The sequence below is a fragment of the Candidatus Ruminimicrobiellum ovillum genome, assembly GCF_002392975.1.
Classification (GTDB): domain Bacteria; phylum Elusimicrobiota; class Endomicrobiia; order Endomicrobiales; family Endomicrobiaceae; genus Ruminimicrobiellum; species Ruminimicrobiellum ovillum.
In genome coordinates this window covers 115897-128820 of sequence record NZ_DGIC01000012.1, presented here as the reverse complement: position 1 = coordinate 128820, position 12924 = coordinate 115897, and the positions used below count along the sequence as shown (strand labels likewise).

The 12924-nt window shown below is 29.8% G+C and carries 11 protein-coding genes and 1 tRNA gene; 9 read left to right on the top strand and 3 right to left on the bottom strand.

Translation table 11 applies throughout. The features are described from left to right. Nucleotides 1–85 precede the first annotated feature (85 nt). The 7 genes from argC (at nt 86) to B2Y85_RS07190 (ending at nt 8360) form a co-directional block, all read left to right on the top strand. A complete protein-coding gene (gene argC / locus B2Y85_RS07220) occupies nt 86–1114 on the top strand; it encodes an N-acetyl-gamma-glutamyl-phosphate reductase (protein WP_372519811.1) in 1029 nt (342 codons plus the stop codon). A gap of 19 nt (nt 1115–1133) precedes the next feature. Continuing rightward, complete coding sequence (locus tag B2Y85_RS07215; RefSeq protein ID WP_372519810.1) at nt 1134–2528, top strand: MATE family efflux transporter; 1395 nt, start codon at nt 1134–1136, stop codon at nt 2526–2528. A 381-nt stretch (nt 2529–2909) separates the two neighbouring features. Next, entirely contained in the window at nt 2910–3776 is an 867-nt protein-coding gene (locus tag B2Y85_RS07210; RefSeq protein WP_372519809.1) for a phage baseplate protein, read from the top strand. 1 nt (nt 3777) lies between these two features. After that, nucleotides 3778–5706 (top strand): LTA synthase family protein, encoded by a 1929-nt coding sequence (locus B2Y85_RS07205; RefSeq protein ID WP_372519808.1) that lies wholly within the window; start codon nt 3778–3780, stop codon nt 5704–5706. 185 nt (nt 5707–5891) lie between these two features. Beyond that, entirely contained in the window at nt 5892–6452 is a 561-nt protein-coding gene (locus tag B2Y85_RS07200) for a helix-turn-helix domain-containing protein (RefSeq protein ID WP_372519807.1), read from the top strand. Nucleotides 6453–6465: 13 nt separating this feature from the next. Beyond that, nucleotides 6466–8124, top strand: a complete 1659-nt coding sequence (locus B2Y85_RS07195) for an AMP-binding protein (protein ID WP_372519806.1) — start codon at nt 6466–6468, stop codon at nt 8122–8124. A gap of 11 nt (nt 8125–8135) precedes the next feature. Next, nucleotides 8136–8360 (top strand): PspC domain-containing protein, encoded by a 225-nt coding sequence (locus tag B2Y85_RS07190; protein WP_372519805.1) that lies wholly within the window; start codon nt 8136–8138, stop codon nt 8358–8360. A 5-nt stretch (nt 8361–8365) separates the two neighbouring features. Here B2Y85_RS07190 and B2Y85_RS07185 read toward each other — a convergent pair whose 3' ends face one another. The 3 genes from B2Y85_RS07185 to B2Y85_RS07175 form a co-directional block, all read right to left on the bottom strand. Then, nucleotides 8366–8845, bottom strand: coding sequence for a metallophosphoesterase (locus tag B2Y85_RS07185; protein WP_372519804.1), 480 nt, complete (start codon nt 8843–8845; stop codon nt 8366–8368). Beyond that, nucleotides 8846–9067: a NifU family protein gene (locus B2Y85_RS07180; protein WP_372519803.1), complete on the bottom strand. Its 222-nt coding sequence runs from the start codon at nt 9065–9067 to the stop codon at nt 8846–8848. Nucleotides 9068–9109: 42 nt separating this feature from the next. Beyond that, nucleotides 9110–9183: transfer RNA gene (locus B2Y85_RS07175), tRNA-Arg, on the bottom strand. 110 nt (nt 9184–9293) lie between these two features. Between B2Y85_RS07175 and smpB the strand changes: the two genes are divergently transcribed. Further along, entirely contained in the window at nt 9294–9776 is a 483-nt protein-coding gene (smpB, locus tag B2Y85_RS07170) for an SsrA-binding protein SmpB (RefSeq protein ID WP_372519802.1), read from the top strand. A gap of 12 nt (nt 9777–9788) precedes the next feature. Next, nucleotides 9789–12923, top strand: coding sequence for a UvrD-helicase domain-containing protein (locus tag B2Y85_RS07165; RefSeq protein ID WP_372519801.1), 3135 nt, complete (start codon nt 9789–9791; stop codon nt 12921–12923). The last annotated feature ends 1 nt before the right edge of the window (nt 12924 follow it).

The following is a 12924-nucleotide window of genomic DNA, read 5'->3' as shown; positions in this document are numbered from 1 at the left end:
ATTTTTTTGTTGTATAAAAACAATTTAAAATTTTGTAAAATTATCGGGATATAAAAACAAAAATAATGAAAAGGAAGTGTATAAAATGATTAGAGTTGGAATTATCGGTATTACCGGTTATACCGGAGAAGAATTATTAAGAATATTGTCTAAACATAAACAAGCAAAGATAACCGTTCTTGCGGGAAGAGCAACATCGGAACTTAGAGATTTAAAAGATATTTATCCCAAATATGCCGATTTAAATTTGAAATGTTATCCGTTAAATATCGAACAAATAAAAAATGAAACGGATGTCGTATTTTTGGCTTTGCCTCATGCGGTTGCTTTTGAAGTAGTTCCCGACTTAATAAAAGCAGGTAAAAAAGTTATAGATTTATCTGCAGATTTCAGAATAAAAGATTTTGAAACTTATGAAAAATGGTACGGTGTAAAACATACCGGTAAAGAATATATAAAAGATGCCGTTTACGGTTTGAGTGAAATATACAAAGATGAAATAAAATCCGCAAAACTTATTGCAAATCCGGGTTGTTATCCTACAACTATTTTGTTGGGCTCTGCTCCGGCAATAAAAAACGGTTTAGTAAAATCCGAAGGAATAATAATAGATTCCAAAAGCGGTGTTTCCGGTTCGGGAAGAAAAGGTGTAAAAGCCTATTATGAAACCGAAGCACCTACCGCGAGAGCATATAAAGTCGGCGGTAAACACAGACACATTCCCGAAATAGAACAGGAATTATCAAATATGTTCGGTAAACAAGTAACAATAACATTTACTCCTCAAATTATTCCTATGGAAAGAGGAATGTTATCTTGTATTTATATGGATTTGGCAAAGAAAGTTTCCGTTAGTGAAATAATAGAGATGTATAAGAAGTTTTATGAAGGAAGAAAATTCGTAAGAGTATTGGATGAGGGTAAACTTCCTTCAATTAAGAATGTTGTCGAAACAAATTATCTTGAAATAGGTATTAGTATAGACGAAAGAACAAATAAACTTATAGTAATTTCCGTTCAAGATAATTTAACTAAAGGTGCATCCGGACAAGCAGTTCAAAACATGAACATAATGTTCGGCTTGCCGGAAACGGAAGGTTTAGAAAATATTTAATCGGTTATAGTAGTATAAAATGAAAAATAAAAATCCTTTTTTATCTACAAGTCTATCGAAACTTTTATTTAAGTTTTCGGCACCTGCCGTTGCAGGTATGATAGCCGGAGCTTTATATAACATCATTGCAAGATTACTTATAGGAAACGATGTCGGACATCTCGGTATTGCAGGCATAACGGTTACGTTCCCTTTGGTAATTTTGTATATGGCTTTCAGTGCATTTATGGGTGTAGGCGGTAATGCTCTTTTTTCAATTTATTTAGGTAAAAAAGATATTGATAAAGCTGAAAATATTATGGGAAATACACTTGTTATGCTTACATTAGTGTCGGCGGGTGTATCTGTTTTTCTTTATATATTTTTAGAAAAAGCGCTTATTCTTGTAGGTGCAAGTGCCGATGTGTTACCTTATGCAAAAGAGTATATGGATATTGCCATGATAGGTTTTACTATTTGGGGTATCGGTGCCGGTATGAATCATTTTATAAGATCGAGCGGATATCCTAAAACGGCACTTGTAACTCAAATAGTCGGTAATTTGGTTAACATCATTGTAGGTATATTGTTCGTTTATTATTTTCATTGGGGAATGAAAGGTGTTGCTTGGGCAAGTGTTTTCGGACAGGTATTCAGTGCCGTTTGGATAATACTTTTCTTTTTGAGTAAAAAGGCTCCTTATAAAATCAGAATAAAAAATTTTGTTTTGAAAACGGATATTATATTGGCAATGTGTGCCATAGGTATTTCTCAGTTTGTGTTTCAAATATCTTCAAGTTTATTGAATTTTATTTTAAACAAATCATTAATTCATTACGGAGGAGATATTGCTCTTGCCGCTATAGGAATAGTAATGTCTGTAAATTCAATGATAATTTTTACTATTTTGGGAATATCTCAAGGTACACAACCCCTAATAGGTTACAACTATGGCGCTAAGCATTTTTCAAATGCAATACAAACCACAAAAATGGCAATAAGGTGGAGTAGTATAGTTTTAATAATAGGGTTTTTAATAACCGAAATTTTTGCTGTGCCGGTAGTAAAAATTTTTAATTCCACAAATACCGAACTTATAAATATGGCTGCAAGAGGATTAAGATTTGTTAATTTTATGTTACCGATAGTATCTTTACATATTTTCGGAAGTACATATTTTCAAGCAATAAATAAACCTGTTCAAGCCACCATATTAAGTTTAACGAGACAGGTTTTGTTGTTAATACCGTTTGTTTTGATTTTACCTTTGTTTTTCGGACTTGACGGGGTATTTTTGGCAACAACATTTGCGGACTTTTTTGCATGTTTGATTTCTGCAATATTACTTCATCACTACTTTCATAAATATAATCAAACATTACTTATTCCTTCGAAATTGCATAAAAAAATAAAATATTTTAGAGAAATGGAATAAATTTATAATATGATATAATCTAAAAAGAATATATGTTTAATTAGTAAAGGATAGTATTTTTAGTTTAAAAATTTAGTAGTTATTACAACTTAATATTGAATGTTTTTGGGATCCGAAAGGATACACTTTTGCTTAGGCAAAAGAGCGTTGAAACCAAAAACAGTCGTCATAGACAAATATCATTTTGGCTGATCCCCTTAATGATATTTGTCGAATGTTCTTTGCCCTTTTGGGCAAAGGGCTACGGCTGTTTATTTTATGTGTTTCAACGCTCATAAAGTAACACAGCCGTTTTTATTTTTCCTTTCAAATACAAGTAAGTTCACTTATTTTTTCCAAAGACAAAATTAAATCGATATTAATTTTATATTCGGAGCTTTTATGGTAAAAAAAATTTTAGCATTGTTGTTTCTTATTTTTTCTTCTCAAATTGTCTTTGCGGATGTTCCCAACGAAATAAGATATAACGGCAAACTTAAAGAATACAGAACAGAAGTTAATGCAACAAAAACAATGAATTTCAAAATTTATAGTCAGCCTGCCGGAGGAACGGCGAAATGGGAATCTGGAAATCAATCGGTAGTTGTTTCAAGCGGTATTTTTTCCGTTGTATTAAATCCCGAAATAGATTGGAGACAAAGAGATTGTTATCTTGAAATCGAAATAGAAAATAAAAAATTGGAACCGAGAGAAAAACTTACATCTGTTCCTTACTCATTACATTCAAATACTACGGAATCCGCAACCGTTAAAGAAGATTCGGAATTTTCGGTAACTGTAGGTAACGATAAAAAATTTGTTGTAGATTCTTCAGGTGCAAAAACAATTGTGGGAACTACAGAATATTTTATGGTCCCTAAAGGAGCAATAATAATTTGGTCGGGTTCCATAAATGATATACCTGCAGGTTGGGTATTGTGCGACGGTACAAACGGAACACCGGATTTAAGGGATAGGTTTATTTTAGGTGCAGGAAGAAATTATGCCGTTGATACAACAGGTGGAGAAGAATCGGTAGCATTAACCATCAACAATATTCCTGCTCACAGTCATAAGATATCAATCAAAAATTATTCTGAAAACGGTAGTTACAAAATTGATGAAAATAGGGTAGGAAGTCCCGGAAAAGATTATGAAAATGATGTTACATGGAATACAGATACAACCATAAATGAACAAACTGCATTTGAAGCACACAATAATATGCCGCCATATTATGCATTGTGTTACATCATGAGGATAAATTAAAATGAAATTGATACTTAATCAAGATTTTAAGATAAAAATATTTTTTGTAGTGTCTGTACTTATTACTACTTTGATTTTTTTTGATTTAGGTAGGATTTATTTGTTAGTAAAGTATAGCAACATATTTACATTAACGAGTATTCAAGTATTAAAATCTTTTTTGCTTTCCATAAAATTTGATTTATCCATAATGACAATATTTTATTGTGTTCCTTTTATAATGTTGCTTCTTCCGATAAAATCAATAAAATATTATAAATTTGTAATATCTGCTATATGGATTATATTTTTTATTATGCTTACGATAATGATTGGGGATTTAGTTTATTTTCAAGAATCAAAAGCTCATATTACCGAGGAATTGTTTTTAGCATTAAGTGATTTTAGGTTTGTTATAAAATATTCGTTAACGAGATATTGGTTTGTTTTAATATCTTTGATTTTGCTTATATGTATTATTTATTCTTTGTCGATAAAACTATTTAAAAGTTTTTACAATCCTAAAAGAGTTTCAATTATGAAAAATACAATAATTTCTTTGCTTATATTCGTAATAATATTTTTTATGATAAGAGGAAATATTTCCGGTATGACATTGGGATTAATTGATGTTTATACATTGACAAATAATATTCAGGAAGTAAATCTTATATTAAACGGCGTTTTTACCGGAACACATGCTTTTGTTAAAAATGAAATGGCTTTGAAAAACAATATTAACGCAGATGATTCATATAAGATAATAAGGACCCATTTGTTGTCGAAAAATGAATTGTTTATAAGTGATAATTATCCATTAATGAGAACTGTTACAAAACAAGATTTAAACAAAAATTATAATGTGTGTATTGTTCTTCTTGAAGGGTGGTCATTCAAACATATAGATTCTTTAAATAATACAAATTATGGAGTAACTCCTTATTTTGATAAAGTTGTTTCCGAAAGTATAGTTTTTAATAATGCTTATGCTGTAGGGACAAGAAGTATGTTTGGACTTTATGCTATTTTTGCAGGGCTTCCTTTAATACCGGGTTTTATTGCTGAAAATTCAAGTTATACTTATGGTTTAGAATTGAAAAATATGTTTTCCGTAGCAGATATCTTTAATAATAAAGAATATTATTCTGCATATATGCAGACTTCACCTATTGATTCAAATAAATTTTTCGGGGTGATTGCCAAAACAAACTTTAGAATGAAAGAAACCTTTTCGGAAGATTCTATTCCGGTGTATATGCAATATAAAGAGAAAGCTTTTTATGGTTATGATTATGATTTGTGTATGTTTATGAACGAAAAAATTTCACAGCTAAAAAAAGACACTTCATTCTTTATATTAGGGTTTACGGGTTCAACTCATATTCCTTTTACCAAAACAACCGATGAATTTGAAAAATATCCGAGAACAACGGAAGAGAATAAATATTTAAACTCATTGTATTATGCCGATTATTCAATAGGGCAATTAATCGAAAAAGCAAAACAAAACGGTTGGTTTGATGATACAATTTTTATATTTGTTGCCGATCATGTCCCTAATGGTATAGAGAGCGGAAATACGTTGAAAGATAAGTTTCATATTCCTTTTGTAATATATGCACCTAAAATATTTAAACCGCAAAAAATAAATTATACCGTATCTCAATTAGATATAATACCGACTTTGTCACATTTGTTTAGTGAAAATTTAAAATTTACCGCTTTAGGAACAAATGCTTTGGATGAACAAGCAAATCATTGTGCGTTTATCTGTGAAGGTAACAATATTGCAATAGTTGAAGATGATAATTTTATGAGACATAATAGACAGTCCGTATTGGAAACAAATGTTGAAAAAGATTCCGATAAATATAAAAAATTAGAAGAAAAAGTACTATCTTTTGATAAAGTTGTTTCCTCATCTTTCAAGTATAACAAGTGGTTTGAATAAAATCTAAAATTAATTATAAATTCTTAAAAAATCCTATAAATGTAACATTAAATACATTAATAGCAATAAAATTTAACAAAAATGTTGAATTTTTAGAAGTTTAGATTAAGTTTATGTTGCTTTTACACAATAAAATTTATAGAATTTACAAGTATTTATTATATGGTAGGGAGGTAGTATTTGTTATGTTAGAAAATATTAAATTGATTGCAAAGCGAATTAAAGAATTAAGAGAAATTTCCGATATGTCTATTGAATCGATGGCAAAAGAACTTAATGTAGATGTAAATAAATATATTGAATATGAAAGCGGAGAATGTGATATTCCGGTAAGTTTCTTGTATGCAATGGCAGGCAAATTCAATATAGAATTAACCGTTCTTTTAACCGGTGAAGAACCTAAACTTAAAAAGTTCAGTGTTGTAAGAAAAGATAAAGGACTTTCAATAGATAGAAGAAAAGAATATAAATATCAGGATTTGGCATATAACTTTATTAATAAAAAAGCGGAATTTTTTATGGTGACCGTAGATCCCGAACAAGAAGAAAAAGCCGATATTCACAAATATGCTCATGAAGGGCACGAATTTAACTATATTCTCGAAGGGCAAATGAAATTCTTTTATAAAGACCAAGAAGTTATTTTAAATCCGGGCGACAGTATTTATTTCGATTCTGGAACAGAACATGCAATGATGGCATTAGGTAACAAACAACTTAGATTTCTCGCTACAATATTGAATTAATATGGAGAAAAAAATGTTAGAAAAATATATAACAATGAAGCATTTCGATAAGTATGAAGATTTTGTGAAAAATTTTAAAATAACCGTGCCGGAAAATTTTAATTTCGGTTTCGATATAGTTGATGAGTGGGCAAAACAAGAACCTAACAAAAAAGCTCTTGTATGGTGCGATGATAAAGGTTTGGAAAAAACTTTTACGTTCGAAGATATTAAAAAGTATACAAACAAAACGGCAAACTTCTTTAAAAGAATCGGTATAAAAAAAGGCGATACCGTTTTACTTATTCTTAAAAGAAGATTCGAGTTTTGGTTTTCCGTTGTTGCTCTTCATAAAATAGGTGCTATAGGAATACCGGCAACACATTTATTAACGGAAAAAGATATTGTTTACAGATGTAATGCAGCGGATGTAAAAATGGCAGTTGTTGTAGATGCTCACGGACTTATTGATGTTGTAAATAAATCGCAAAGCAAAACACCTACACTGAAATATAAAGTTTGCGTTAATTCAAAAGGTGCCGACGGCTGGTACAATTTTACCGAAGAAATAGAAAAAGAGTCCGACGTGTTCGAAAGACCTACGGGAGCCGAAGCAACAACAAATCACGATAATATGCTTTTATATTTTACTTCCGGAACAACCGGAATGCCTAAAATGGTAACACACGATTTTACATATCCGTTAGGACTTTTGATTGTAGGTCAGTGGCACAATCTTCAGGAAAACGGATTACATATAACCGTTGCCGATACCGGTTGGGCAAAAGCCGCATGGGGGAAAATTTATGCTCAATGGATAACCGGAACGGCAGTATTTGTTTATGATTTCGATAAGTTTACGCCGAAAGATATTTTGGAACAAATTTCTAAACATAAAGTAACATCTTTCTGTGCACCTCCGACCATATACAGATATTTGATAAAAGAAGATATACCGAGTTACGATTTATCTAACTTAAAGTATTGTACGATTGCAGGTGAACCGTTAGATGCCGAAATGTATAACAATTGGAAAAAAATTACCGGTGTAAGATTAATGGAATCTTACGGACAAACGGAACTTGTTTCAATTATAGGAAATTTTCCTATGATGACACCGAAACCGGGTTCAATAGGAAAACCTGCACCGTATTACGATATAGATATTGTAGATGATGATTATAAATCTTGCGAGTTCGGTGAAGTAGGACAGATAGTGGTAAGACTTCACGGAGAAAAACCGGCGGGATTATTTAACGGTTACTATAAAGACCCTGAACTTACAAAACAAGTTTTACATGACGGATTATATTTTACCGGTGATACCGCATACAGAGATGAAGACGGATATATTTGGTTTGTCGGTAGAGTTGATGATGTTATAAAAAGTTCCGGATACAGAATCGGGCCTTTTGAAGTAGAAAGTGCATTGTTGGAACATCCTGCAGTATTGGAATGTGCTATAACCGCAGTTCCCGATCCTGACAGAGGACAAATTGTTAAAGCAACAGTTGTTTTGGCAAAAGGCTTTAAAGCAAGTGACGATTTGAAAAAAGAATTGCAAAACCATGTTAAAAGGGTTACAGCTCCTTACAAATATCCCAGAATAGTTGAATTCGTAGATGAGTTGCCTAAAACTATAAGCGGAAAAATAAGAAGAGTTCAAATAAGAGAAGCAGACAATAAAAAATAGCTGGAGGAAAAATGGCAAAACAGTTAACAAGATTACCTAATGATAAGATTATTTTCGGTATATGTTCCGGTTTGGCACAATATTTTGAAATAGACAAAACTATTGTAAGAATAATAATGGTTTTGTTGCTTGTATTTACGGGATTTTTTCCTGTAGGGCTTATATATATAATTGCATATTTTATTATGCCCGTAGATTCTTATTCAGGTACATCAAATCCCGATATAATAAAATAATAAGATTATTCTAAATCCAAATCGAATATTTCGGCACGGTTCGTACTTGTATCAAGTATTGCAACCGTGCTTCTTCCATATCTTCTTCCCGTAACTTCTCCGGGATTTATGAGTAAACCGTTAGATGTTTTTGTTATGGACGGTCTATGAGTATGACCGTAAATTATATAATCGAATTTTTTTGCAGGTGTGTATAAATGATGTGTTAGTAAGAAAGTTTTGTTGTCTAATACAAAATCGTATGGCGGTTCATAAATGTTACCGAACTTTTCAATCGTTTTTGATAATCCGTAATAATCAAAATCATTGTTTCCGAAAATTGCCAAAAACGGACATTTTAACCTTGAAAAATATTTTGCTGCTTCCGGATAAGAAAAATCTCCGGCATGTAAAACGAATTCTACTTGCCGGAGATTAAAAAAATCTATAGCTTTACATATTTTATCTATATTGTTATGCGTGTCGGATAAAATACCGATTTTCATTTACACTGCAACAACATCTTTTATTTCGGGAAGAGCTTCTTGGATAGCTTTTTTTATTCCCATTTCCAATGTCATCATTGCCATAGGACAATTGCCGCAATGTCCTTGCAATCTTACTTTTACGATGTTATCAGGTGTAATATCTACCAACTCTACATTCCCGCCATCGGCAATAAGAGCAGGTCTAACCTGATTCAAAACCGCTTCAACTTTTTCTTTCATGTTATGCTCCTTAATTTTATTGTTTTTTTATAAAATTCCGTTCGCGCCCAAGAGGAGTTGAACCTCTAACCTTTTGATTCGTAGTCAAACGCTCTATCCAATTGAGCTATGGGCGCATCTTAAAATTAATAACCTAATTTAAAGATTTTAAAAGATTTAACCTTTTTTGTCAACATACACATATATACTTTTTTATTATATTTTTGGTAAAATAATCAGTAATATTATGGCAAAGAAAAATACAGAAAAAAAAGTTTTGGTTACAAATAAAAAAGCTTATCATAACTATCATATTTTGGAAGAATATGAAGCGGGTATCGTATTGTCCGGATATGAAGTAAAATCTTTAAGATTACATAATGCAAGTTTGGCGGATTCTATCGTAAGATTTAATAATAATGAAGCTTTTTTAGAAAATGTTTATATTGCACAATATACACAAATTTCAACACATATCGGTGATTACGATACTAAAAGAAACAGAAAATTATTGTTACATAAACAGGAAATAAATAAGCTGTTTTCAAAATCAAAAGAAAAAGGATTAACCGTTGTTCCGTTAGAAATTTATGTTTCAAAATACGGTAAAATAAAAGCTCTCATAGGTCTTGCAAAAGGAAAAACTACCTACGATAAAAGAGATTTGTTGAAGAAAAAAGACATAAATCGAGAAATTCAAAAAACTTTAAAAAGTTCAAATAAATATTAATAAACAACCAATATGGATACAAGTAAATTTGTTGTATTAGAAGCTTCTGCAGGTTCGGGGAAAACACACAATTTGGCAAAAAGATACATTTCTTTATTGCTTAATTTCGATTCGTCCGTAACAAAACCTCCGTTAAATAATATTCTTGCTTTAACTTTTACAAATAAAGCAACTATCGAGATGAAAGAAAGAATAATAAAGTATTTGAAAAAAATATCTTTAGGGCAAGATGTAAAAGATGTTTTGACGGCAGTAAATCTTCCCAAAACAAAAATTCCGTCAAATGCCAACATTGTTGTAAATAACATAATAAATAATTTCGATCATTTTAATGTAAGAACGATAGACAGTTTCATAAATTTAATAATAAAAGCCTGTGCACTGAAATTGGGAGTATCGCCGAATTATAAGATTTTAGATTCTTATGAAGAGTATATTGATTATTCTATAGATGTTTTTCTGGACAAATCCTTTAGTGATGATAAAGTAAAAGAAGTGTTGGACACTTTTTTTGAACAATATACTATAGACAATACTTCATCTTGGAATATTAGAGGTAATATCTCAAGAACATTCAAAAAATTATATAAAAAAGAAATAACAAAAAAAATAGTAGAAATAAAAAAGAAAGTAAAGTATTCCGAAGAGTTATTTAAACTGAATAGTGCATTTATAGAAATTTGTAAAAAAGTTCTTGAAATAGAAAATATACCGAAATTTATAGGCGGTAGAATAAAACTTCAAAAATATGCAAGTGATATCGTTTCAAAAAAGAAATCTTTGTTTGATGATAATATAACTTCTTTTTTTGCAAAGGATGAAGTCCCTTATGTAACAACTCTTCCTCAGGAACAACACAGTACTAAATTAGAAGAGGTTTTTGTTAAAGGTAAGACAATAATCCAAAAATTTATGGAATTTAAAGCAAAACATTTCTACGATAACTATATAAAGATGTTTGATAGTATATTAAAAGAATTTGAAACAAGAGCTAAGTTGGATTCCGTAATGTTTTTGCAGGATATAAATAAACAGGTATCAAAAGTTTTTTATGAACAAGAGTTGGCTCCGGAAATATATTTAAGTTTATCTAACAATTTTACCGATTTCCTTATAGACGAATTTCAAGATACAAACCAAATTCAATGGCAAACATTAAAACTTATAGTTGAAGAAAATCTTTCGAAAGGCGGTTCCTTTTTCTATGTCGGAGATAAAAAACAGGCAATTTACGGTTTTAGAGGAGGAGATTATAAAATTTTCGATGTTCCAAGAAAAGAGTTTTATAATTATGCCCCAAAACTTACCGTGCTTGATACAAATTACAGAAGTTGTAAAGCAATAGTAGATTTTAATAATAAAGTGTATTCGCAAGATAATATAGCTAACTTGTTAAATTATATCGGTAGAGATAAAAATTTAAAAGATGTATCAAAATATTGTGAAGGAATAGTAGAAGTTTTTAAAGATTCCGAACAAAAATGTAATACTCAAGAATCCGGTTATGTCGAGATAGCATATAAAGAATATGGTGAAGATGATGATTTTGATGATTTGGTAAAACAGTATTTGTATGAAACAATAGATGATGTGTTAAAAAGATTTTCAAAAAAAGATATAACGATAATTTGCAGAAAAAATGACGAAATAGAAAAAATCGGCAGATGGTTACTTGAAAAGGGTATAGATATAGAATCTTTTCAAACATTAAACATTATAAATTCACAGATAATAAAAGAATTGTTTAGTTCGTTACAATTTTTTAATATGCCTACGGATAATGTATCTTTTGTTTCTTTTATTACAAGTGATATGTTCTTACGTGTAACAGGTTTGAGTAAAGAAGAAATATTCAAATTTATAACCGACAATTCTCTTGAAACATCAAACAATATTAATCTTTATATTAAATTCAGAAAAAAATATCCTAATCTATGGCAAGATTATATTGAAGATTTTTTTAACAGGGTTGGTTTTGTTGCCGTATACGAAATGGTTGTATCTTTAATTTCAAAGTATAAGATAATAGAAAATTTCAGAGAACATATAAATATAATTTACAGATTTTTAGAAATAGTTTGTGATTTTGAAAAAGATAATCAGGGGTTACAAAATTTTATAGATTTCTTTAATGATTTTGAAAATAACGAGAAAAATGAAAAGTTTTTTATAAAAGTTCCGTCATCAAATGCAATAAAAATTACTACAATTCATAAATCAAAAGGTCTTGAATATAACGTTGTAATAATGCCTTATTTTTATATAGAACAACCAAAAGAAGATAATATATTTTCAATAGAAAAAGAAGATGAAATATCTTTCTTGTCAATAAACAGAGAAATGCCGAATTATTCACAAGAGTTAAAAGATATTTACTATGAGAAATATTTTAAAAATATATCTGACGAATTGAACTGTTTATATGTTTCAACAACAAGAGCGGTATGTGAATTTTATGCTCTTATATCTCACAAAAAAACAAAAAGCGGAAATAAAAAAAGTTATGTTGAAATGTTTATAGATGAAAATAACAGAAAATTCGGTGGTAAAGGAAAGATAAAAGCAAAAACATCTGATGAAGATGAAGAAGTTATAAAAAATATTGAAATAATACCTACAAAACTTCAGGATATTGTAGATATAATAAATGACAGCTCTATAGAAATTTACGGAAAAAAGCACAAAGATATTTTACTAAACGGGAAAATAATACATTATGCTTTATCTCAAATAGAAACTTTTAATTTGCAAAATTTACAAAGTAAAATCGAAAAAGCCATAGAAAATACACAATTAGTATATCCTGATCAGGATTTTACAATTTTTAAAGAAAAAATTTTAAGTTTATTATCTAACAAAGATATAGCAAGTTTATTTGATGAACGGAATATCGTATTTAACGAAAAAGAGTATGTAGATAAATTCGGAAATACGATAAGAACGGATAAGATAATAATAAAACAAAAAGAAGTTTGTATAGTAGATTTTAAAAGCTCAATATACGATAAAGAATACATAAATAATCAAATGAAAAATTATATTGACATATTGAAAGATATATATGCGGATAAAAAAGTATGTTGTTGTATAGTAGATATTGAAAACGAAAAGTTGTGTAATTTTTATACGGATACGGGTATAGAATAAA

Excerpts from the sequence above, each read along its gene's own strand:
- argC (WP_372519811.1), top strand. The coding sequence starts at position 86 with ATGATTAGAGTTGGAATTATCGGTATTACCGGTTATACCGGAGAAGAA.
- B2Y85_RS07215 (WP_372519810.1), top strand. The coding sequence starts at position 1,134 with ATGAAAAATAAAAATCCTTTTTTATCTACAAGTCTATCGAAACTTTTA.
- B2Y85_RS07210 (WP_372519809.1), top strand. The coding sequence starts at position 2,910 with ATGGTAAAAAAAATTTTAGCATTGTTGTTTCTTATTTTTTCTTCTCAA.
- B2Y85_RS07205 (WP_372519808.1), top strand. The coding sequence starts at position 3,778 with ATGAAATTGATACTTAATCAAGATTTTAAGATAAAAATATTTTTTGTA.
- B2Y85_RS07200 (WP_372519807.1), top strand. The coding sequence starts at position 5,892 with ATGTTAGAAAATATTAAATTGATTGCAAAGCGAATTAAAGAATTAAGA.
- B2Y85_RS07195 (WP_372519806.1), top strand. The coding sequence starts at position 6,466 with ATGTTAGAAAAATATATAACAATGAAGCATTTCGATAAGTATGAAGAT.
- B2Y85_RS07190 (WP_372519805.1), top strand. The coding sequence starts at position 8,136 with ATGGCAAAACAGTTAACAAGATTACCTAATGATAAGATTATTTTCGGT.
- B2Y85_RS07185 (WP_372519804.1), bottom strand. The coding sequence starts at position 8,845 with ATGAAAATCGGTATTTTATCCGACACGCATAACAATATAGATAAAATA.
- B2Y85_RS07180 (WP_372519803.1), bottom strand. The coding sequence starts at position 9,067 with ATGAAAGAAAAAGTTGAAGCGGTTTTGAATCAGGTTAGACCTGCTCTT.
- smpB (WP_372519802.1), top strand. The coding sequence starts at position 9,294 with ATGGCAAAGAAAAATACAGAAAAAAAAGTTTTGGTTACAAATAAAAAA.
- B2Y85_RS07165 (WP_372519801.1), top strand. The coding sequence starts at position 9,789 with ATGGATACAAGTAAATTTGTTGTATTAGAAGCTTCTGCAGGTTCGGGG.